This window comes from Flavobacterium kingsejongi (assembly GCF_003076475.1).
Classification (GTDB): Bacteria; Bacteroidota; Bacteroidia; order Flavobacteriales; family Flavobacteriaceae; genus Flavobacterium; species Flavobacterium kingsejongi.
In genome coordinates, this window is the sequence record NZ_CP020919.1 from 4,099,698 (window position 1) to 4,120,409 (window position 20,712).

22 protein-coding genes, 3 tRNA genes and 1 pseudogene are annotated in these 20,712 nt (G+C 40.4%); 14 read left to right on the top strand and 12 right to left on the bottom strand.

Annotation, left to right across the window (positions count from 1 at the left end):
- Window positions 1-10: 10 nt before the first annotated feature.
- A complete protein-coding gene (locus FK004_RS18470; protein ID WP_108738584.1) occupies window positions 11-526 on the bottom strand; it encodes a shikimate kinase in 516 nt (171 codons plus the stop codon).
- Between the two features lie 129 nt (window positions 527-655).
- Here FK004_RS18470 and FK004_RS18475 point away from each other — a divergent pair.
- The 3 genes from FK004_RS18475 to FK004_RS18485 all read left to right on the top strand — a co-directional run bounded on the left by FK004_RS18475 (window position 656) and on the right by FK004_RS18485 (window position 956).
- A tRNA-Lys gene (locus FK004_RS18475) sits at window positions 656-728 on the top strand.
- Between the two features lie 32 nt (window positions 729-760).
- Window positions 761-833, top strand: a tRNA-Lys gene (locus FK004_RS18480).
- Between the two features lie 39 nt (window positions 834-872).
- A tRNA-Leu gene (locus tag FK004_RS18485) sits at window positions 873-956 on the top strand.
- Window positions 957-1,072: 116 nt separating this feature from the next.
- Here the strand turns inward: FK004_RS18485 and FK004_RS18490 are convergent.
- Both FK004_RS18490 and FK004_RS18495 read right to left on the bottom strand, forming a co-directional pair.
- Window positions 1,073-2,056, bottom strand: a complete 984-nt coding sequence (locus FK004_RS18490; RefSeq protein ID WP_108737667.1) for an ISAon1 family transposase — start codon at window positions 2,054-2,056, stop codon at window positions 1,073-1,075.
- Entirely contained in the window at window positions 2,049-2,396 is a 348-nt protein-coding gene (locus FK004_RS18495) for an ISAon1 family transposase N-terminal region protein (RefSeq protein WP_108736801.1), read from the bottom strand. Before FK004_RS18495 ends, FK004_RS18490 begins: the two co-directional genes overlap by 8 nt.
- A gap of 130 nt (window positions 2,397-2,526) precedes the next feature.
- On the opposite strand from FK004_RS18495, the gene FK004_RS18500 reads away from it, so the two are divergent.
- Entirely contained in the window at window positions 2,527-2,712 is a 186-nt protein-coding gene (locus tag FK004_RS18500; protein WP_108738585.1) for an HNH endonuclease, read from the top strand.
- A 36-nt stretch (window positions 2,713-2,748) separates the two neighbouring features.
- Window positions 2,749-3,135: an SMI1/KNR4 family protein gene (locus tag FK004_RS18505; RefSeq protein ID WP_227871732.1), complete on the top strand. Its 387-nt coding sequence runs from the start codon at window positions 2,749-2,751 to the stop codon at window positions 3,133-3,135.
- A 350-nt stretch (window positions 3,136-3,485) separates the two neighbouring features.
- Here FK004_RS18505 and FK004_RS18510 read toward each other — a convergent pair whose 3' ends face one another.
- On the bottom strand, window positions 3,486-4,535 hold the full coding sequence (locus FK004_RS18510; protein ID WP_108738587.1) for a serine hydrolase domain-containing protein: 1,050 nt from the start codon (window positions 4,533-4,535) through the stop codon (window positions 3,486-3,488).
- 189 nt (window positions 4,536-4,724) lie between these two features.
- Between FK004_RS18510 and FK004_RS18515 the strand changes: the two genes are divergently transcribed.
- Together FK004_RS18515 and FK004_RS18520 are read left to right on the top strand one after the other, a co-directional pair.
- The gene (locus tag FK004_RS18515; protein ID WP_108738588.1) at window positions 4,725-5,246 is read left to right on the top strand and encodes a Crp/Fnr family transcriptional regulator; all 522 of its coding nucleotides are present in this window, start codon (window positions 4,725-4,727) and stop codon (window positions 5,244-5,246) included.
- Window positions 5,247-5,314: 68 nt separating this feature from the next.
- Window positions 5,315-6,271, top strand: a complete 957-nt coding sequence (locus tag FK004_RS18520) for a quinone oxidoreductase family protein (RefSeq protein WP_108738589.1) — start codon at window positions 5,315-5,317, stop codon at window positions 6,269-6,271.
- Between the two features lie 81 nt (window positions 6,272-6,352).
- Here the strand turns inward: FK004_RS18520 and FK004_RS18525 are convergent, their stop codons facing one another.
- The 4 genes from FK004_RS18525 to FK004_RS18540 all read right to left on the bottom strand — a co-directional run bounded on the left by FK004_RS18525 (window position 6,353) and on the right by FK004_RS18540 (window position 9,755).
- Window positions 6,353-6,742, bottom strand: coding sequence for a RidA family protein (locus tag FK004_RS18525; protein WP_108738908.1), 390 nt, complete (start codon window positions 6,740-6,742; stop codon window positions 6,353-6,355).
- Window positions 6,743-6,916: 174 nt separating this feature from the next.
- A complete protein-coding gene (locus FK004_RS18530) occupies window positions 6,917-7,480 on the bottom strand; it encodes a Crp/Fnr family transcriptional regulator (RefSeq protein ID WP_108738590.1) in 564 nt (187 codons plus the stop codon).
- Between the two features lie 160 nt (window positions 7,481-7,640).
- Entirely contained in the window at window positions 7,641-8,621 is a 981-nt protein-coding gene (locus FK004_RS18535; RefSeq protein WP_108738591.1) for an alpha/beta fold hydrolase, read from the bottom strand.
- Between the two features lie 48 nt (window positions 8,622-8,669).
- A complete protein-coding gene (locus FK004_RS18540; RefSeq protein WP_108738592.1) occupies window positions 8,670-9,755 on the bottom strand; it encodes an alkene reductase in 1,086 nt (361 codons plus the stop codon).
- A 209-nt stretch (window positions 9,756-9,964) separates the two neighbouring features.
- On the opposite strand from FK004_RS18540, the gene FK004_RS18545 reads away from it, so the two are divergent.
- The 3 genes from FK004_RS18545 (at window position 9,965) to FK004_RS18555 (ending at window position 12,768) form a co-directional block, all read left to right on the top strand.
- Entirely contained in the window at window positions 9,965-10,270 is a 306-nt protein-coding gene (locus FK004_RS18545; RefSeq protein WP_227871638.1) for a winged helix-turn-helix transcriptional regulator, read from the top strand.
- 100 nt (window positions 10,271-10,370) lie between these two features.
- The gene (locus FK004_RS18550) at window positions 10,371-10,946 is read left to right on the top strand and encodes a DUF4256 domain-containing protein (protein WP_108738594.1); all 576 of its coding nucleotides are present in this window, start codon (window positions 10,371-10,373) and stop codon (window positions 10,944-10,946) included.
- 124 nt (window positions 10,947-11,070) lie between these two features.
- Entirely contained in the window at window positions 11,071-12,768 is a 1,698-nt protein-coding gene (locus tag FK004_RS18555) for a carbamoyltransferase family protein (RefSeq protein ID WP_108738595.1), read from the top strand.
- Window position 12,769: 1 nt separating this feature from the next.
- Here the strand turns inward: FK004_RS18555 and FK004_RS18560 are convergent, their stop codons facing one another.
- Window positions 12,770-13,462, bottom strand: coding sequence for an aspartyl/asparaginyl beta-hydroxylase domain-containing protein (locus FK004_RS18560; protein WP_108738596.1), 693 nt, complete (start codon window positions 13,460-13,462; stop codon window positions 12,770-12,772).
- A 185-nt stretch (window positions 13,463-13,647) separates the two neighbouring features.
- On the opposite strand from FK004_RS18560, the gene FK004_RS18565 reads away from it, so the two are divergent.
- On the top strand, window positions 13,648-14,280 hold the full coding sequence (locus FK004_RS18565) for a hypothetical protein (protein WP_108738597.1): 633 nt from the start codon (window positions 13,648-13,650) through the stop codon (window positions 14,278-14,280).
- A gap of 157 nt (window positions 14,281-14,437) precedes the next feature.
- Window positions 14,438-15,394: a bifunctional helix-turn-helix transcriptional regulator/GNAT family N-acetyltransferase gene (locus FK004_RS18570; protein WP_108738598.1), complete on the top strand. Its 957-nt coding sequence runs from the start codon at window positions 14,438-14,440 to the stop codon at window positions 15,392-15,394.
- 287 nt (window positions 15,395-15,681) lie between these two features.
- On the opposite strand, the pseudogene FK004_RS18575 reads toward FK004_RS18570, so the two are convergent.
- Window positions 15,682-16,894: pseudogene (locus tag FK004_RS18575) on the bottom strand (IS256 family transposase).
- A 163-nt stretch (window positions 16,895-17,057) separates the two neighbouring features.
- Between FK004_RS18575 and FK004_RS18580 the strand changes: the two are divergent.
- Window positions 17,058-17,387, top strand: coding sequence for a T9SS type A sorting domain-containing protein (locus tag FK004_RS18580; RefSeq protein ID WP_157956152.1), 330 nt, complete (start codon window positions 17,058-17,060; stop codon window positions 17,385-17,387).
- Between the two features lie 158 nt (window positions 17,388-17,545).
- On the opposite strand, the gene FK004_RS18585 is transcribed toward FK004_RS18580, so the two are convergent.
- Window positions 17,546-18,532, bottom strand: a complete 987-nt coding sequence (locus FK004_RS18585; protein WP_108738600.1) for a hypothetical protein — start codon at window positions 18,530-18,532, stop codon at window positions 17,546-17,548.
- Window positions 18,533-18,843: 311 nt separating this feature from the next.
- On the opposite strand from FK004_RS18585, the gene FK004_RS19295 reads away from it, so the two are divergent.
- Window positions 18,844-19,125, top strand: coding sequence for a hypothetical protein (locus FK004_RS19295; protein WP_157956153.1), 282 nt, complete (start codon window positions 18,844-18,846; stop codon window positions 19,123-19,125).
- Between the two features lie 52 nt (window positions 19,126-19,177).
- On the opposite strand, the gene FK004_RS18590 is transcribed toward FK004_RS19295, so the two are convergent.
- Window positions 19,178-20,620, bottom strand: a complete 1,443-nt coding sequence (locus FK004_RS18590) for a S41 family peptidase (protein ID WP_108738601.1) — start codon at window positions 20,618-20,620, stop codon at window positions 19,178-19,180.
- Window positions 20,621-20,712: the final 92 nt, after the last annotated feature.

A 20,712-nucleotide genomic window follows, 5' to 3' on the forward strand; every position in this document is an offset into this window, starting at 1 on the left:
GTGATTCAATTTAAGTCAGTTCTTTTATGGCGGCGACAATAGCGTCCAGTTCCTTATCATCCGTCACTACGGTATGCTTCGCATGATGATAATAGTAGCTTCTGTCAAAAAGATGTTTCGCAATAAACTCTTTCATTTCGCTCTCGTTCATTTCAGCGATCAGAGGTCGATTTGTTTTGTGTTCCACCAACCTGTTATACAAACTATCAATTGAAGCCTTTAAATAGACGGAAATGACATTTTCCTCATTCAGTAATAAATGATTTCCGGCATAACAGGGTGTCCCTCCACCTAAGCTGAGAATCATGGCCTCCTCTTTTTGGATCATCTCTTTTAGTATTTGGCTCTCTAATTTACGAAAATAGATTTCTCCTTTCTCAGAAAAGAGCTCGGGAATTGTTTTTTGCTCTCTTTCTTCAATAATTCTGTCCAAATCGAAGTACGGAAAATCTGTCGATTCTGATAATAAATGGGCAATTGTCGATTTTCCAGACCCCATATAACCAATTAGTATAATTTTTCTCATCGAATAAAAGCCTATGAATTAAGGCGTTAAAATTTTTATTTAAAAAAAGACAAATTTATGACAAAAATACTTTGAAATATGAAGAATAAGGCCTTATATTTGCACCCGCATTCAAGGAATTAAATATATGACTCGATAGCTCAGCTGGTAGAGCATATCACTTTTAATGATAGGGTCCTGGGTTCGAATCCCAGTCGGGTCACAAAGACCAAATATTAATTCCTTAATGCAACCGACTCGATAGCTCAGCTGGTAGAGCATATCACTTTTAATGATAGGGTCCTGGGTTCGAATCCCAGTCGGGTCACAAAAAAGTTAAGCTTCCAGCTTAACTTTTTTTATTTTAGGCTACGTGGAGAAATTGGTAGACTTGCCATCTTGAGGGGGTGGTGTTCGTAAGGACGTGTGGGTTCGAATCCCATCGTAGTCACATTAAAAAACCGTAAACACTTATCAAATAAGTATTTACGGTTTTATTTTTCCATATTTTTCCGGCATCTTTCCGGCAACTAACAATTAAAACGGATCAAACGCAAAGCTTGGGGATTACCCAAAAAGATTAGATAATCTAAATAAGAAGAAATCTACTTTACGCACTCCTCTAAATTGACTTCTAAATGCTTTTACTTTAGCATTAAAAGATTCTGCTGAAGCATTTGTACTTCTATTGTCAAAATAGTTTAAGATTGACTGGTAATTAACCGTTATAGTATTTAAAAGGATATTAAAATTTTTAAACCCTGACTCCTCTACATTCCTGTACCAATGTGCCAATTTTGTCATCGCAACGTGTTTATTGTTATGATTGTTGTAAATACCTCGTAGTTGTTGGGTTAAACTGTATGCCTTTTTAATATCGGGATATAAGCCAAATAACAATTGGGCTCGTTCATTTTGTCTTTCGGTCCATTTATCGCGGGATTTATAAAGAACATATCTACTTCTGGCGAGCAACTGTTTTACAGAGTCTCCATTAGATAAAAGATCTGGGAGATAAGTTTTTTTTTCTTTTTCCGCTTGTAATATGAATCGATTCTCAGTATCCATCGCTTCCCAACGATATTTTATTCTAATCTCCTGTAATGCTTCTAGAGCTAATTTTTGAACATGAAATCTATCGGTAACCTGTACCGCTTTTGGAAAACATTTTTTGGAAATCAACTTCATGGAATTAGCCATGTCAAGTGTTATTTCTTGAACCCAACTTCTTTTTTTGTAATCAATTTTACAGATATGTTCAATGACCTGATCTGCCTTTGTCCCTGCAATAATAGCAACTAGGCAACCTTTTTTACCTTTAGCTTCCTTATTGGTTACAATAGTAAAAAGCTCACCCTGAGACAAGGCTACTTCATCAATTGACAAGTGGGTACCTATATTTTCAGGATAAATAATCCACTCATGTGCATGTTCACGTTGAGCCCACGTACTAAAGGAGCTTAAATGTTTTTTGTATTGTCTTTGTAACTTTTTCCCATTGACTCCAAAGAAACCTCCAATGGTATGACAGTCAATAGCAGTTTTATCTATTAATTTCTTTTAAAAAAGCCGCAAACTCCTGAGTCATGCGGGTTCCCTTGGCAACTAGATTCCAATCTCTTTTAACGATCTCACTTGTGTCTTTATTGGTCCAGCGACGTCTTTTGATGTGTAGATACACGAACTTCCCTCTCAAAGGAAAGTCCTGAATAGTGATCTCATCCTGGAAACCCTTTGAGATTAACTGAAGTCCATTAAATTCTGACGGAGGTTTGGCATTCTCTTCAAAGTATAGGTGTAATATTTCTTCTGTATTAGTAGAAGAAACCACTTCAAAATGGTCAACTAAAAAATCAGGAAGCATAAACTTCAATAGCTCTATTGGGGTCATATCAAATTCTTAGATTGCAAATTTCTGATTTTATTTTGACATTCCTCCCCAACTTTTGTTCTTGATCCATTAAAACATCCCTATAACGGGGCCGCAACGTGCTTCCGATTTTGCAAATGCATGGAAAGCTATGGGAATTAAACCTTCAGTAGGTGAAAAAATACTGGTCGAATTAAAATTGACTTGGCATCATTTAGATGATTTAGATGAAAATTTAAAAGGTACTATGCAACTAATCCAGACAGACATCCATATAGCAACTTTACCTCATAAAGGTAGCCCTATACAAATAAAAACTGTTTTAGATATTAAATAAAAAAATATAATTGAATTTAAAATAGAAAATAAGCTTATCACTCCAGAGGAATTAAATAAGTTTGAACTAGAAATAGAGCTATCGCTACCAGAAGATTATAAAGCCCATATGTTAAAATATAATGGAGGAACTCCATTAAGCTATTATTTCTATTTTGGAGAACCTGAAGATGGTATACGCCTATCTTATTTCTTTTCTATCGAATACGGTGCTTTGCTCGTAGAAAAACAAGATTATTTACCCAAAATGCATATTAGTATTGGTAAAACAGAAACAGGTTACCTATCTATGTCTCTTGATGAAGAAAATTTCGGCGCTATATATGTATATTATTCTGAAGTAGAATTAGAACTTATAGCCACCTCGTTTACAGAGTTTTTAAATGGCTTAATAGATTACTCTGATGATTTTGAAAACCAGTAATAGATTAAACTGGAGTTGCTAACTTAACCTGCATTGAAAGTTAAGAAATAATCTTAATTTTAATCTATGAAAAGTGGTCTTGCTAGTTTGATTAATTAATAGTAACGAGACTTTAGCCTATTGTGATGTCAACTTCCAATCATAAAATTAGAAATCATTTAAGATTTTTACGTCTTCCAGTAAATGGTTAGAATTCTTTACCGTCAAGGTCACAAAAAAGAGGCTGTCTCAAAACTAAAACAAGTCTTTGAGAATTGCATATTTGAGACCTGCGCTCCGACAGGAGTCCGAGTAAAAAACAGAAAAAGAGGCTATTTCACGAGTTGTGAGACAGCCTCTTTTTTGTTAGCCTATTTTATCTCCGGTAGATCAAAGGCTTTATTATAAATAATAGCCACTAAAATGGTCATAAAATCATTGGAGGGAATTCGTTCTCCATTGGTAGCATATGAAATGGCTATTTTATCTTTAGGATTATAGATAAGCCTGGCATGGGTACCAATCACATCGCCACTATGCCCGAAAAAAAGGTGGTCATCATAGGCGAATAACGCCAGTCCCCTGCCCCAATCTTCTTTTCCTACAATAGGCATCATCAATTCTAACGTTTCCTTTTTTATAATCTTATATTGGAACAAATCAACAATAAGCGTGTTGAGATCTTTGGTGGTACTTGCGATGTCCCCAACGCCGATGACATTTGTATATTCAATATCTTTGATTTCGCCCCAATCAGCTCCATACGTATAGGACTTAAATGTATTGGTAGGGTTTGATTTCGCTGATACAAAATTCTTTAGATGAAGTGGTTTTGCTATTTCCTGTTCCACTACTTTATTATAGCCTTTTTTGTATGTATTTTCAACAATCATTCGCAATAATATATAGGCAGAATTGGAATAGGCTACCTTTTCATTGGGTTCAAAACTCACGCCTTGTTTTTTTATCTCTTCAAAAATTTCCTGGTCGGTTACTTTATCGAACACCCAAATAGCCCCATCTCTTATCGCGAAATTCCCTAATCCGCTGGTATGTTCCAATAAGTTTTTAACGGTTATCCTATGGGCATTCGGTAGTTCCGGATAAAAATCAGACAATTTAGTGTCTAATTTTAATTTGCCCTGTTCAACTAATTTAAAGATTAAAATCGCTGTAACCATCTTGGTCACGGAAGCAATCTGATATTTGGTTTCCTTAGTATACTTTACAGGTACTAATTTCCCCTGTCCGAAACTCCTATTGTAGACTTCCTGTCCATTCTTATAAATTGACACACTGCCAATTCCTCCATTATTATTTTCTACATAATTGAGGTAATCGTCTATTTTCGCTTTATTGATTTCCTGTGAAAATAAATTACCTGAAACAAGCACTAAGAGCGCTACTATTTTTAATCTCATTTTTTATTTTTATTGAATCCCTTAGCGAATATAGGAAACATCTTAGTACAACTCCTTAAAATTCTATCAACAGGAATAGAAACAGAAGCTATTGTATGGAGCTTTGTAAATCGTGTACAAACATTGTAAGAAGCTTATAGGAGAATTATTTTCGATTTTAAAGTATATTTGAATACAAAATGATTTCTTATGGACCTACCGGAGTTTATAGCCTCTTATACTGTACACGAAGAAACCCATCCTGCAAAAACCATCCTGTTGCACGAAGGGGACAAAGCCCGGTACATCTACTTTATCAAAAAAGGCTGCCTGCGCATGTGGATCAACAGCAATGGTACCGATATTACGACCCAGTTTTTTTTCGAAGGCAGTATGATCGCCAGCCTGGAAAGCCTCCTGAAAGACGAACCCAGCGACTATACACTCGAAACCGTTGAAGCCTGCACTGTAGTTGTGATGACCAAGCAGGATTTTTTATTGCTCAAAGAAACAGATCCCAATTTCAAGACGTGGTTTGACAGCCTCATTTTAGAGCGCTTTTTCTACTATTCAAAACATCTGATCAGCTACCTGCGTACCAAACCGCAGCAACGTTATAATGAGCTACTGGAAAAGCATCCCCAAATCCTGCAGCGTGTCCCACAACTTTATATCGCCTCCTATTTAGGCATCACACCGGTTTCCCTCAGCCGTATCAGGAATCGCAAATAATACGTTCTTAACAATTGTTATTTTCCATCCGTGGAATCGATTTTACCTTTGCTTAAAATCATAACAATATGAAAGCAGCAATTTTATACCAATATGGCGAAAGCCCAAAATATGCAGAAGCGCCGGATCCAATCCCGAACACAGGCGAAGCACTCGTCACTATGGTGGCCACTTCTATAAAACAACTGGACAAGTCAAAAGCAGCCGGAACGCATTACACCAAATACCAGGCACTTCCAGCAATCGTTGGCCTGGATGGTATCGCCCAACTGGCAGATGGTACTCATGCCTATATCACAGGCATTGGTGGTACTATGGCCGAAAAAGCACTGATAGTTCCCAACAGTGGGATCCCGGTCCCGGAAAAGTTATCGATTCCGCTGGCTGCGGCACTACCGAATGCACTCTTAGGTTCGGATGCAGCAATGCTCTACCGTGGTGGCCTTAAAAAAGGAGATACGATACTCATTAATGGCGCTACAGGAGCCACCGGCAGAATCGCAATACAAATGGCCCGGAATCGTGGCGCAAAATGTATAATTGCCGTGGGTAGGCTTTCTTCCGGACTGGATGAGCTTACCGCCCTGGGAGCTGATATCCTGATCAATACACAACAGGATGACAACGCATTTACCGAAGCTCTCATCGAAGTATTCCAACAGCATCAGCCCAATGTAGTAATCGACTATCTGTGGGGGCATCCTGCGGAACTCATCCTAAAAGCACTACATGGCGTGATCACCAACAAAGTCAACTATATTACTGTTGGGGAAATGGCCGGAGCAACCATCCAACTTCCCTCCGCTTTGTTACGCAGCAGAAAGATCGAACTGCTGGGATCTGGTATCGGAAGTATTTCCTATAAGGAGATAAAAGAATACTTCACTACCGAATTGCCCACAGCTTACCAATGGGCAGCCGAAGGGAAAATTATCATGCCGCTGGAAACGGTACCATTGGCCGATATTGAGATAGCCTGGCAAACCCCGGAAAAACAAGGCAAACGTAATGTTGTGATGCTGTAATTCTTTCAACTTATTCCAAACAAAACGGCTGTACCATCTTAAAGAGAGGACACAGCCGTTTTCAGTATACTGGGCAATCGATTATTTCACTACTGTAGCCTCAAGTTCCACCTTTAACGTTTCGAAAAGGCTTTTTACTTCCAATAAGGTGAGCGATTGCTGAATGCCATGTTTCGCTATCCAATCTTGGAAAATAGCAAAGTGGGGCCAAAGTTCTGCCGTTGAAGTCGTATAGATATTCAAACGGACGATATTTTTAGGTTCGTAACCGGCCGTACTAATGACCTCTTCTAAGTTTTTTAAAGCTAAGATCAATTGGGATTCCATATCCGCATTGCTGGAGACCCCTTCGGCACTGATTGCCGTTTGTCCGGAAACATAAAGTGTACCGGTTACATTTTTGACCTCGACAGCCTGCACATAACTGCGTTCGTCCTGCCATTTCCAAGGATTAATGATTCTTTTTTCCATTGTATTAGCGTGTTTTGTTTGTGCCAATACCGGCACAGTGGTTAATAGTACTACTGTTAAAAGTTTTGTTATTTTTTTCACGACTGCAGTTTAAAATTATTACTGCAAAGTTGTGCATAACCACTGGAATTGGATCTTGATGTACCGCACGATTATACTGTGATAAAAGTCACACTATGATGACAAGCGGCTTAAGGTTTCGCGGAAAACACCCAGATAGGAGGCCAGCAGGCTTTTGGGGATGCGCTGGATCAGGGATGGGTATTGTTTGATAAGCTGTTCGTACCGTTCTTGGGCATTGGAGGTGAGCCAGGATATAATACGACGCTGGGCGCCCAGAAAACCAAAATTTGATTTTTCAAGAAAGAAGCGTTCCATCTTTTGGAGTCCATCGCATAACTTTTTGTAATCGTCAAAGGAAAGGCAAAGCACTACCGTATCTTCGACACACTCTAACGACATTGTTGCTTCCGTCTGAGTATAATAGGCATAAAAATCACTTTCCCACCAGTCTTCCATAGCAAACGAAACAATATGCTGTTTTAACGAGGCTTCGGTATAAACCAACTTCAAAAGCCCGGAAACGATAAAATAGGAATACTTCACAGGATCATCTTCCTGAATCAGGAACTGGTGCTTCTTGAATTTTTTAAGGGTAAAATGACCCCGTACAAAGGTAAATTCCGCATCCGTGAGGGGTATTACTTTTTCAATATGTTCCCTTAATTTTTCCTGCATCGTAAAGAAGATTAGTACACCTCCAAAGTTATCAAAATTTAAGAAACGAAGGACCGATTCGCCTAAATCGATTTACCAGACACACCCCAATTATAAAAAAAAAGAATACAAAAAGGCCTCTAAATGATTTAGAGGCCTTCCTTTATTTACACGGAATGCACTATTTACCGTTAAAGAATCCAATTAATCTGTTGGTGAACCACTCCGGATTATCTTCTCCTAAGGCATGCCCGCTATCCGGGACAACAGCAGTAGTTACAGTATAAGCTACCGCTTTGATGCACTCAAAAGTTTGTTTATACGGAATTCCTTTTTCACCGTTAATCGCCAGTACGGGAATCGTTAACTTTCCTTTGAAGTTGGCACGATTAGTCTTTCCGTCCCCAAGGATTGCAGCATACTGCATAAATCCTCCTTTCATCGCTCCCGGCTTACTGTATTGCCGGATGTATTCGGTAATAGTAGCCTGGCTAATGTGTCCCCCTGGTGACATCAGTTTGTACATTGGGTTGAGATAAGCTGCTTCTTTTCCTTCCGTAAGCATGGCTGCTAAACCCGCCTGGGCATGAAAGCCAAAATGCCAATAGCCGCCTGTTGCCGGATTCATCAACTCTTCCAGGCCAAAACCCGGGATTAAAGATTCCCCAAGTACAAGCTGTTCAATTTCATTTTGGTGGGCTACAGCATACGGATAGGCTACCATCATACCAATATCAGTGCCGACCAACCGGATAGTTTTGAATCCCAGTTGCTGTACCAGCTGGTGTATGTCTTCGGCAACATTTACCTTATCATACCCTCCCTCAGTAATCTCAGAATCTCCCATTCCCCTCAAATCCGGAGCGATAGCCGTATAGCCCGATTTAGCAAGTAATACCATTACTTGCTGCCATTCTATCCAGGTGAATGGCCATCCGTGTAGCAACACCACAGCAGGACCTGAACCGCAGGTAACATAATGCAGTTTTATGTTATTCACATTTGCAAAATGATGAACCATCAATGTATCCGGGGCACTTTTGGAAGCCGTAAGCGCTACTCCTTTATCCTGCTCTTTGGAACGTGTACTTGTTTTTAGTGCCTGGGCAGTTGTAGTTGTGATGGACAGTACCATCCCCAACAGCAGTATTATATATTTCATTGTTTTTTAATTTATTGTTTTAATTCGTCATCGGCTGCGAAGCCTGTTTTACTGTTGTTCCAAAAAGGGATAATCGGTATACCCTTTGGCATCGCCACCGCCATACATCGTATCCCTATCAAGTACATTTAAAGCAGCGTTTAAGCGAAAGCGTTCCGGCAAATCCGGATTGGATAAAAACAACGCCCCGAAAGAGACCAGCTGGGCTTTGTCTTCCTGTAGCATTTCTTCTGCAGTAGCACGCGTATAACCCGCATTGATAATGAGCGGCTTACGGATCAGATGCCCAAAGGCCGGAATGACATCTTTGGGATATTGCGGAAATTCATCAACAGGAAACATCGGCTGCATGATATGGATATAGGCCAATGGCAATTTATCCAGCTCCTCTAGCAAATAGGTGTATACAGCCACCGGATCCTGATCCATTATACCATGATAGATACTGCTGGGCGACAATTTAATCCCTACTTTATCCGCTCCTGCCACAGTAATCAGCTGCTTGAGCACTTCCAGTATAAAACGGCTACGATTTTCGATACTGCCCCCATATTCATCCGTTCTGGTATTGGAGGATTCCGATAAAAACTGATTGGGTAGGTACCCAAAAGCTGCATGCAGTTCCACGCCATCAAAACCAGCTTCTAACGCATTAATTGCCGCTTGCCGGTAGTCCTGTAGTACCGCTTTTATTCCGGCATGGGTCAATTCACGCGGTGTTTCAAATCCGGATCTGCCAAATCCCGTATACACTTCCTGGTTTTCTATTGCAACAGCAGAAGGCGCAACTGGCATTTCACCGTCCTTATTTGCCGAATGGGCAGCACGGCCGGTATGCCATAGCTGGGCTATTATTTTTCCTCCGGACTGGTGTACCGCGTCAGTTACTTTTTTCCAGCCGGCAATTTGTTCCTGGGTGTATAAGCCCGATATAAAGGGCATCCCGATGGCTTCTTTGGAAATAGCAATCCCTTCGGATATAATCAATCCTGCTGTGGCTCTTTGCTGATAATATAAAGTAGTTAAGGGAATCAGATTGCCTGTGGCATCTGCCCTGCTCCGGGTCATAGGTGCCATCACCATGCGGTTTTTTAGTGACAGTCCTCCTATTGTAATGGGTTCTAAAAGTTTCATTTTTTCTCTCTCTTAAATTGTTTTGTACACATTAAAAAAAATACAATAGCATCCGTGATGCTGATCTTTTTACGAAAAGATAGTACAAAACTATCTCCATTACTTTACTTTTGCAAGTAGGGACACTTTTGTATACTAAGCACATAATGTAAAGTAATATGGCCAATTCAGCAGCTAACAATAAAAAAGAAATAAAAAAAATTTGCGACATGCAGACCGCACTTGATATATTGGGTGGAAAATGGACATTCCTCATCGTTTATTCCCTCCTCGATGGTAAAAAACGCTTCAAGGAACTGGAACGTGCTGTCACAGGAATCAACACCCGGATGCTGGTCAAAGAACTAAAAAGCCTCGAAGCCCACAAAATCCTGACAAGGGAAGCTTTTGCCACCGTTCCCCCGACAGTGGAATATACACTGACTCAAAAAGGAAAAGATTTACAGGCGACAATGCAAAGCCTGCACCAATGGACTATCGATTGGGGTGAGGATACCGATACCGATAAAGTATAATTAAATCTTTTCACATCGGGCACCTTTAAAGATGTACCAACAATTTGTACAGCAATCATTTTCAATGTAATTTAGTATTGTAGCTCTAAAATCATTTTATATGGACAGCAATAGTAGTATTAAAAAGGAACTTACTTCCGCAGCACAACAAACAGTACTCCGCACATTGAAAACCCGTTTTGAGAAAAATTCCAACCGTCATAAAGGACTGGAATGGGACAAAGTGCAGGCAAAGCTGGAAGCGGCTCCTGAAAAACTGTGGTCGCTCGATCAAATGGAAAATACGGGAGGTGAACCTGATGTTGTAGGCTATGATCCCCAAACGGACGCCTATATTTTTTATGACTGTTCCCCGGAAACCCCAAAAGGCCGCAGGAGTACCTGTTACGACCGGGAAGCACTGGAATCCCGCAAAGAATTCAAACCCAAAGACAACGCTATCGATAGGGCTGCAGCAATGGGAATTTCAATTTTGACAGAAGCCCAATACCGGGCATTACAGGAATTTGGCGAATTTGACCTGAAAACATCAAGCTGGATACAAACCCCGGATCCGATCCGGAAACTGGGTGGCGCGCTGTTTTGCGATCGGCGCTATACTACCGTATTCGTATACCATAATGGCGCATCTTCCTATTATGCTGCCAGGGGATTCCGCGGTATGTTGAGCGTCTGAGTCAGCGGTGAAACCCCATACCTATTAATCTCCTTAGTTTTCTTATCGTTATAAACTTTAACATATCCTAAAAGGCTATATTTGGTACACCTATAACGAATAAACTTTACACCAACACTTTTAGATGAAGTCTCCTATTTATATTCTCGGCACCGGGCTTTCGCACAATGGTTCTGCAATTTTGTTAAAAGATGGCCGAGTTTGTGCCGGAATTGAAAAAGAACGATTAAGCCGTATCAAACATGATGGCGGCAATGATACATTGGCGGTTCAGTACTGCCTCGATGCCGAAGGGATAACCTTAAAAGATCTTGCCCTTGTCGTACAATGTGCTAATCTGGATATCCCGGACCGGAATTATTTTAAAGGAAAGCGGCTTTTTGCAGCAGCACCAGAGCTTAAAGTGATTACTATTTCCCATCATTTAGCTCACGCGTACAGTGCTGTGGGAACCTCCCCATTTACAGAATGTGCCGTTATGGTAATTGATGGATGTGGAAGTCAACTGGAACATTTCCTGGAACTGCATCCGGAACAGAAAAAGTACATCCCCCAAAACCTGCAGGACGACATACACATGCAGTGTGAAAAGGATAGTTTTTATCATTTTGACGGACAGCAGCTTATTCCTTTAGTAAAGGATTTCAGTCGGATGGCAACATCCAAATCCAATATATTTTCACCGCCCACCACCCTGCATTCTATCGGTGGTTTTTATGCTACCATCAGTAATTACATTTTTGGGGACCTCGATGATGTCGGTAAATTAATGGGGCTCGCTCCATTTGGCACCTCAGGTGTATTCGATTTCAAGGCGTTCGAATTCCAATCCGGAAATGTATTGGTTAATGAAGACTGGAAAAGCCAATTGACCAATCCCTCACACGGCTATGACTATTTCAAGACCCATTTTGATTATTATGCCAATGTAGCACGCTGGGCACAGGAGCAGGTAGAGCAAGCAGTAATCACATGCATTACAAACCGTTTGGAACAGTTCCCTCATGACAATCTATGTTATTCGGGTGGAGTGGCACTGAACGCAGTTGCCAATGCCAAGCTTCAGGATAGCAACACTGTCAAAAACATTTATTTTGAACCTGCCGCTGCCGACAATGGTTTAGCGCTCGGCTGTGCTTTTTACGGGTGGCTGGAATACCTCAAAATGCCTAAGGTAGCCCATGATGGCAGTACCTGTTTTGGAAAACACTATACCAATGAAGCAATTGATGCCGCATTCGCTAAAGCCGAAAACCAAAAATACACTCCTACAAAATACAATAGTGACGAAGCCCTGATGGACTACTGTGCAGCACAATTAGTCCAGGGCAAAACAATCGGCTGGTTTCAGTCGGGATGTGAATTTGGCCCACGTTCGCTCGGTAGGCGAAGTATCCTCGCACATCCCGGCATAGAAAATATGAAAGACCATATTAACCGGGATATCAAATTCCGGGAAGACTTCCGCCCTTTTGCTCCGGCGGTATTAAAAGACAAAGTAGATGAGTATTTTGTGACCGGCAGGAATAGCCCCTATATGATTTTGGTCGACCAAACCCGTCCTGAATATCGCGAAGCCCTGCAGAATGTTACCCATAAAGACGGCTCCGCACGGGTGCAAACGGTCGAAGCAAGCTGGAATCCGAAATTCGCCGGACTGCTTACTGAATTTTACAGGCAAAGTGGTATTGCGGTACTATTGAATACGAGCCTGAACAAAAGGGGTATGCCCATTGTAGAAACCCCCGAAGAAGCCATTCAACTGTTCGAAATAACGGCACTGGATATTTTGGTAATCGAAAATTATGTACTGGAGAAATAACTTATTTCCCCAACTCTTTAAGAATCGCAATGGCTGCGGGTGTATTCATGCGGGTTAATTCGGCCATCATCGCCTCTTGCTCCTTTTCGCTCATGATTCTGGCCGGTTGTACAAACTGGTCCTGTGCCGCTTCTTTATAAAACAACGCATCAGTCCAGTCATTACGAATACCATCAATAACTAAATGAATGCGATCCTTAGTCCCGCGATTGGCGACGGAATGCGTAAAATTAGCATCGATATACCAACATTCCCCTTCATTCATAATTAATCGGTTCCCATCCAGGATAAATTCAACTTCACTATTGGTGATAATTGGAATGTGCAACCGGAAAAAATTGTCTTCATACCCCAGGCAATTATCGGTATGGGGTTTAATAACGGCACCTACTGCCAACTGCAATAAACGTACTGATGTCTTTTCGAATAAAAAACCATCCAAAATTTCTTTAAAGTAGGTACAGGAATCTAAGATTTCAGTAGGAACCAGCTTTTCATCATCTCTTAAAAAACCATAAATAGTATCCGATCGCCCCGTTTGAGACATTAATGCAATAGAAGTCCATTGCCCCGAATAATCATTGGTATTGTAATGAGCCACCCATTTTTTAGCCATGATTTTTTGAAGGTCCTTTTGCAGCCTTTCGACATCAAAAACAAGAGGAAATTTTATCGACCGTATTAAATTATCCATAGGTATAATATTGGTATTTTAAAGACAACAATTAGGATGCTGGAATTTAATCTCTAAATTTTAAATCAGGCTCCCGTCCCTGCCAAATATAATGAAAAATCAAAATGGTGCCACTGCTAAACTCAGCCCTTTTTGCATTATTAAAAATCGTATATTATGCCTTCATTTAATCCCTACTGCTTCAGATGCCAATAATAACCTACCTTATACCCGGACTGATTGTATTGGCGTTCGTAGGTATCATTTTATTTTGGCGCAGTAGGAAAAGTACGGCACCGGTACGCTCTATCCCAGCAAATCCTGGAACGGAGAAAATCTACGTCGCCCAAAACCGGGTACTGTTACTCTCTTTTGTACTGTTCTTTATAGGCGGTGATTTAGGGGTTATGGGCTACCTGGTTACCGATATTGCTCCGTGGGGCATAGGAATAATTCTCATCGCAGCAGGATGCTTTTTGTGCTTTCATAGTGTACGCTTTTTCCTGAAAAGAAAGACAATGCTACAGCTTACCCTTACTCCGAAAGGCATTTACCATAAACCCGTAAAATGGTACAGCTACGGCAGGAATGGCCATATTGGTCCCCTGTCTGTTTATTTTGCCAAAGACTGGATTTTTACAGCCTATACCGATTTGAGTTATGTATCCTTAAAAGAATCTGGTTTCTTAGGAAACACGATTTACCTGGTTCCAAAAGGGGATAAAAGCTTTAAATTGCTTTTCGTTATTGATGACAACCAGCAGATTGTACGCCTATACCAGAAAATAAAATCCCATATACCCAATAATGGATTTGATGGAACTGCTGAATTGCTATAACATCCTGATACCTGTTAGTACTACTGCTGGAATGGTTCATTTACTAACGCATTTGTAGTTCCTTTTTACTCCCACACTGTTAAAAAACAATCCAGTTATTGGACGTTATAATTTAAATTATACATTTGCATAACTAATTATGTAATCTACTATATACATGGGTCTATTTGAAAGAACAGGCAAGATGGCTTTAGGAAGCCGGCTAAGGTTGCTTACGGCCAAAGTAACAGAAGATGCCGCCCGGATTTATGAACTCTATCATATTGAATTTGCACCAAAATGGTTTCCTGTTTTTTTTGTCCTTGCGGAAGAAGGCAAGAAAACCATCACTGAAATTGCCAATGAAATTGGGCACTCCCAGCCATCGGTAAGTAAAATAATCAAGGAAATGACCGTTGCCGGACTGGTAAAAGAAAAAAGGAACTCAACCGATAAACGCCGAAACGTAGCCATATTGACAACAAAGGGAATTCAACTCACCGAAGAGATAAAAACACAATGGAAAGATGTAGGTGCTGCAGTCGAAAGCGTGATTTCCGAAGCCCGTCATAACCTTTGGGAAGCCATACAGGAATGGGAATTTCTGCTGGAGCAAAAGTCTTTATTGCGCCGTGTACAGGAACAGAAAAAATTGCGGGAGAGCCAAGCAGTACAAATCGTATCCTATGACGAAAAATACCAAACTGCCTTCAGGGCACTCAATGAGGAATGGATCACGACCTATTTCCAAATGGAGGAAGCTGACTATAAAGCACTCGACAATCCCAAAGAGTATATCCTGGATAAAGGCGGCAAGATATTCGTAGCCCTGTATGAAAACGAACCGGTTGGGGTGTGCGCCCTCATCAAGATGAATGATCCCGACTATGATTACGAATTGGCTAAAATGGCAGTCACTCCCCGTATCCAGGGAAAGAGTATCGGTTGGTTATTAGGCCAGGCCGTTTTAAATGCCGCCAAAGAATTAGGGGCATCCAACGTCTATTTGGAAAGCAATACGTCCCTAAAACCTGCTATTAACCTCTACCACAAATTAGGGTTCAATAAAGTCGTAGGCCGCTCCACGCCTTATGCGCGTTGCAATATCCAGATGGAAGTACGCTTCAGCAAATAGCTTCCCTAAAAAACATAAAAAACCGATTCTCAGTACAAGAATCGGTTTTTTTTATGGTGTATTATGTAAAGTATTTTTTTTAAATTAAATTTCAACCGATTCAATAATCCCGGCTCTTCGTCGATTTGCGGATGTATATAATTCCAGAATATTTTGTAACAAAAACCGCCTACAATTTAAGCAGGTTCATGATGCTATAAAGCACCACTGAACCTATTAAAAAGGGGGCGATACTGGTAAAAATACGTTCTCAAATGAGACTGGTCGAAATTTTGTGTAAACAGTTCTTAGTGTTTAATATTACACCTTTCTCCAAATATGACCAAGAACTGATTCATGATTAATCCCCAGCTTGGTATTGCATTTATCCAGCTTTTTTCACAATTTTGTATTGCTAAATAGACTGATTTCTTGACGCTTTTTTCATCTGGGAACTGCACTTTTGTTTTGGTATATTTTCTAATTCCCCTGTTTAAGTTTTCTATTGTATTTGTGGTGTACATTATTTTCCTGATTTCAGCAGGATAGGCCAAAAAAGGCATGAGATTTTCCCAATTCTTTTCCCAGGAGCAAACGGCATATTTATATTTTGCTTCCCAGTTTTTTTTTAAATTCAGCCAGAGCTAAAACGGCTTCTTCCTGATTTATTGCAGTATATACTTCTTTCATTGCACTGCAAAATGCTTTTCTATCCTTAACTACTACAAACTTAAGGCTATTCCTTATTTGATGAACAATGCAAAGCTGGGATTCTGTATTTGGAAAAACACCTCTGATAGCTTTTGTAAATCCGGTAAGGTTATCTGTACAGGCAATGAGAATATCCTTTACTCCACGAGATTTTATGTCAGAGAGTACAGTCATCCAAAATGAAGCCGACTCTTCTTTATTTAGCCACATTCCTAATACTTCTTTCTTACCATCTGTTTTTAGTCCGATTACAATGTAAATTGCATGGTTTTCATATTTCCCATCTGTTCTTACTTTCATATGCACAGCATCCATCCAAACAATCAGATACTGTGGTTCTAAAGCCCTTTTAGTCCATAAATCAACATCAGCCAGTATTCTATCAGAGATGGTCGAAATCGTGGACTCACTTACTGATATCCCATAAACTTCTTTAACTTGTTCTACAATATCACTACGGGTCATTCCACGACTGTACATTCCTAAAATAGCATCTTCAATCTTTTCACTCATCGATTGGCCTTTTCCGATGACCTGAGGCTCGAATTCACCATTTCTATCCCGGGGAATAGCCAGGACCATATTGCCCAAAGTCTCTGATTTTATATTCTTTGAGAAAGAACCATTACGGCTATTGCCTGTATTGTATCCGTCAATATTATGCTTCTCATATCCCAGATGAGCATCCAATTCTCCCTGGAGTAGCTGTTCAATGCCTTGTTTATACAGGTCTTGAAAAAAAGTATGGAAGTCTTCTTTGTTTTTAAATTGCTTTGCAAAATCTTTGGGTAATTTACCATCTTCGATCATAATCCGCTCTTTTTAAATTATTTAAATGTAGTTCTTTTAAATTCTATACTTAATGATCTGTTGTTTTTTGGCTAAGCCTTAAAATCTCAAATCAAATTAAAATCAATTTCTACGTTTACACAATCTAACGACTACTCCCTCTTATGATGCTTTGGGCAATGCGGTGAATGAATCCTTTCCTACCCCTTTTATTTCGGGAGGATTTGATTTGCAGGCTGTCGGAGTATTCCATGAAGCGACTTTAGGAGTGGGGGACTTTTCCAAATCAAAACTGGTCCTGTACCCTAATCCGGCAAAGGATTACTTTATGCTGACTGTCGGGGAACCTGCAACAGTAGTCGTATATGATGTTTCCGGAAGACAGGTTTTACAACAGCAGATCGAACCTGCAGGACGTATTGCCGTTTCGGATCTTGATACAGGCGTATACTTTGTAGCAGTCACAATAAACGGGCAACAACAAAAATCCTTACAACGCTTAATCGTGCAATAGCCCGAGCATTCTCATAAAAATAAAAAACCGGTACGTTCGCTTACCGGTTTTTTTATGCTGTGATTTGCTGTAATGGCTGTTGCCGATGTTAGGATAGGATCCTGAAAACAGGGTCGTAATGTTTCCGGATCAAAAAGAAATCCATCTCAATAATCCGATTATAATACGCCAAAAAGTTTGTTTTTATAATCAATGATAACGGTGTTCTCCAGAAAAAAGGCATTTCCTGTTAAGCCCCATAATTTAGCAAACTTGTAAAAATCGCCAAAGGTTTCCTGTTCATCATAATATACGAGGAAGTCATTCAGGGCTTTCTTTCCAAACATTACCGGTTTATTTGTCTTAACGCCATAGTAGGTTATGGGTTTCCCCCAGCTCGTTACTGTTACGGTGTTTTCAATGGTAGGGCTGGCTATTTTAAGCGCATCCTCTTTGGTCGTCATCATCGTAAAAAGGCTCGATCCGGTATCAAATAACAAATACTGAGTTGTACCATTGATAACTAAGGGGATTTTTATCCTACCATCCTCACTGCGTTTAAAAGTTGCCGATCGGTAGTGTTCGGGTAATTCTTCGCTTACACCTTTAAAGGGCTGAAAAGTGGCCGATTTGTATTGTTTTGGTAATTTGTCACATACAGCAATCCTTTTATGGGGATAATCGATGATTAAAATTTTACCCTGGAATAAGTCTGGCCCAATCGTTCCAAGATGTTTCTCGGTACCGGAAGCTATTGAATCCAGAGTCATTTTTGTACCGAAGTTTTTAAAATAGCCCATTTCAATACCTTTAAAAGAAGTGGTGCCCATTTTAAGCTCCATGTTGGTAAATACCGGATTGTGTTCTCCCTGGATTAAAAACTTTTTTGTGTTGTCAATTTTGTGTTGTAATTCAGGATAAGCGGCCAAATAGGGTTCGATTACATTTCCATAAATGACAGTTTTGACGGAACCCAGATCAAACTGCATATCAAATTTGGCCGGGATATTATCAATTTTAACCGGGATGGCTATGGAATATTTATCGAAATATTTGCCGTAAACAGAATCTCCTACCCATTTGAAGGGAATCCATTTTAGCTCTTGAGCATTAGCGGTGATCGTAGTAATAAGAAATAGGAAAACAATAGGAATTCGGAATGCCATATTTTAAATTTTTAGTGGGGAATGCTAAAAGTTAATACAATACATAACTCTTTAATAGTGGCTATATACTGAATGTATTATGAGTGCTAATATAATTTAATTAATTTTCTTTCCCTATTTTTTTGATGCCTGTACTTGATATTGGTTGTTTTGTCAGTGGTGCCTTTAGCAATGCATATCTTAAACGTTACAAGGGAAAGGCTATTCCTATTTTGGTATAAAAACCGATATCTTATCGGTAATTCGAATTAATGATGGGCTGTTGCACTTTTTAGGAAGCTGTCCACTACTGTAGACGAGCCGCCGTAAGTGTGCAGGAAGGAATCTACTATCGTGGACAGGCTGCTGCAAACTGCAGGGAGCTGTCTACTACTGTGGACGGGCCGCTGCATGTGTGCAGGAAGGAATCTACGATCGTGGACGGACTGCTGCAAGCTGCAGGGAGCCGTCTACTACCGTGGACGAGCCGCCGTAAGTGTGCAGGAAAGAATCTACTATCGTGGACGGCCATTACAGGAAAAAATGCTGTCTACTATCGTGGACGAATCCCTTTTTTTGACACACCCTATTTATTTTGGAATAGTACTCCATAAAAAAATCCCAATGGTAGCTAAGCATCGGGATTTTTTTGAAATTATATTTTTTTTAAGGCTGTACTGTACCAAGGCCTTCCGGCAGCTTGTCGATATACATTTCGGTTTGCATTGGGTTTATGGATTTGGAATCTTTAAAATGCCGGAACTGCTCGGTTGGATTTTGTTTTTGCATCCGCGCCGCATTGGTAATAATCCCGATTGCGGTACTCAACAGGGGTTCGCTGGTATCGCCCAGTTGTCCCAGATTGCCCAGGTTTTCAATGAGGGGGTAAGTAGGCTGTATTCCTGCAGTATAATCGCCGTAACCATCTTTGTTAACGGTTTTTAATACCAAAGGCTGCATCGCATACCGGTGGGAACTACTTCTTTTGTTGGCCGAAAAATCAGGGGAATCATATAAGGTAATGGATCCTGCATTTTTACCAGTAGTAATATCACCAATTTGTACTACATCAATGTAAGGTTTCAGGCAGTTGATTACCAGTTCGCTTGCCGAAGCAGTACTTTGGGAGGTCAGGATGTAAACTTTGGTCAAATTCAGGCTGTTGATACCACTGCCATTGCTAAGGCTATTGGTAAAATTATTGACCAGTGAGGCTGAATTGGCTTGTTCCAAACGGGTCTGTATTTTAGGGTTCCATTGTTGCCGGTTAAATACCTGCCCGTTAAATTGGCCAGTGATCATACTGCCCAGGCGTACGGCAGACGAAATCAGCCCTCCCGAATTATAGCGTAAATCCAGTACCAGATCGGTTATGTTTTCGCCGGCCAATTGTCCAAAAGCCGCATTCAGCTGGTTATCGTAATCGCCATAAAAACCATTATAAACCAAATAGCCTATTTTATGATTGCCCATAGTATAGGTTTGTGTCTGGTATACCGGGTTTTCAGAGAATGGGGTTTTGGTCAGGGATACCGTTTGCCCGTTTGGCGTGATCGCACCATTGTCATAATCGGCAAGGTTCAGGGTGTAGCTGTCTCCCGAATTGAGCAGGCTCCTGTAATTGGAACTGGTCAATGGCGTACCGTTAACGGCATAAAAGATAGTGCCACGGTGGATGTTTTTGGTCGAAGCATCAGAATTGGGCAATATATAACGTACCCATCCGAAGATTTCGGTGCTGCCGCTGTTTTTATAGCGCAGGCCATAGTCCACACCATTATTTTTTACCGTTCCGGTTAGTGCTTGTTCCAATAAAGTATAATCGCTATAAATGACGCTAAAGCGATCGATGACTCCTTTTTGATACAATAAATTGTCAAAAAGATTTTCAGGACTCGAGAACTCCTGCAGGAACATATTCAACTGAGCCTGGTTGGCAGCCTTGGAATCCGCAAGGTTAGGGACGTCCTGTTGCCATAAGTAATAGAGGTTCATTCCTTTCCAGATAAAATCATTTACAGGAACGGCATGGTCATCCAAATCATCACAGCCCTGAAGTGTGAGTGCACCGACAAAAGTCAGAAGCAAAAGTCTATAGTATTTTTTCATATCCGGTACGGTTTAAGCTGTAAATTTATCAACTTTAAATTAAATTTTGATTTATTTCTGTAACAAAATAAATAGTGCCTCGTCTTGACTAT

Bases quoted from the DNA above. Each gene is read 5' to 3' on its own strand.
- FK004_RS18520 (WP_108738589.1), top strand. From the start codon at position 5,315: ATGAAAGCAGCAATTTTATACCAATATGGCGAAAGCCCAAAATATGCA.
- FK004_RS18540 (WP_108738592.1), bottom strand. From the start codon at position 9,755: ATGAAACTTTTAGAACCCATTACAATAGGAGGACTGTCACTAAAAAAC.
- FK004_RS18500 (WP_108738585.1), top strand. From the start codon at position 2,527: ATGGGAATTAAACCTTCAGTAGGTGAAAAAATACTGGTCGAATTAAAA.
- FK004_RS18585 (WP_108738600.1), bottom strand. From the start codon at position 18,532: ATGGCATTCCGAATTCCTATTGTTTTCCTATTTCTTATTACTACGATC.
- FK004_RS18570 (WP_108738598.1), top strand. From the start codon at position 14,438: ATGGGTCTATTTGAAAGAACAGGCAAGATGGCTTTAGGAAGCCGGCTA.
- FK004_RS18510 (WP_108738587.1), bottom strand. From the start codon at position 4,535: ATGAGATTAAAAATAGTAGCGCTCTTAGTGCTTGTTTCAGGTAATTTA.
- FK004_RS18495 (WP_108736801.1), bottom strand. From the start codon at position 2,396: ATGACCCCAATAGAGCTATTGAAGTTTATGCTTCCTGATTTTTTAGTT.
- FK004_RS18550 (WP_108738594.1), top strand. From the start codon at position 10,371: ATGGACAGCAATAGTAGTATTAAAAAGGAACTTACTTCCGCAGCACAA.
- FK004_RS18515 (WP_108738588.1), top strand. From the start codon at position 4,725: ATGGACCTACCGGAGTTTATAGCCTCTTATACTGTACACGAAGAAACC.
- FK004_RS18560 (WP_108738596.1), bottom strand. From the start codon at position 13,462: ATGGATAATTTAATACGGTCGATAAAATTTCCTCTTGTTTTTGATGTC.
- FK004_RS18535 (WP_108738591.1), bottom strand. From the start codon at position 8,621: ATGAAATATATAATACTGCTGTTGGGGATGGTACTGTCCATCACAACT.
- FK004_RS18590 (WP_108738601.1), bottom strand. From the start codon at position 20,620: ATGAAAAAATACTATAGACTTTTGCTTCTGACTTTTGTCGGTGCACTC.
- FK004_RS18530 (WP_108738590.1), bottom strand. From the start codon at position 7,480: ATGCAGGAAAAATTAAGGGAACATATTGAAAAAGTAATACCCCTCACG.
- FK004_RS18545 (WP_227871638.1), top strand. From the start codon at position 9,965: ATGCAGACCGCACTTGATATATTGGGTGGAAAATGGACATTCCTCATC.
- FK004_RS18470 (WP_108738584.1), bottom strand. From the start codon at position 526: ATGAGAAAAATTATACTAATTGGTTATATGGGGTCTGGAAAATCGACA.
- FK004_RS18555 (WP_108738595.1), top strand. From the start codon at position 11,071: ATGAAGTCTCCTATTTATATTCTCGGCACCGGGCTTTCGCACAATGGT.
- FK004_RS18565 (WP_108738597.1), top strand. From the start codon at position 13,648: ATGCCAATAATAACCTACCTTATACCCGGACTGATTGTATTGGCGTTC.
- FK004_RS18525 (WP_108738908.1), bottom strand. From the start codon at position 6,742: ATGGAAAAAAGAATCATTAATCCTTGGAAATGGCAGGACGAACGCAGT.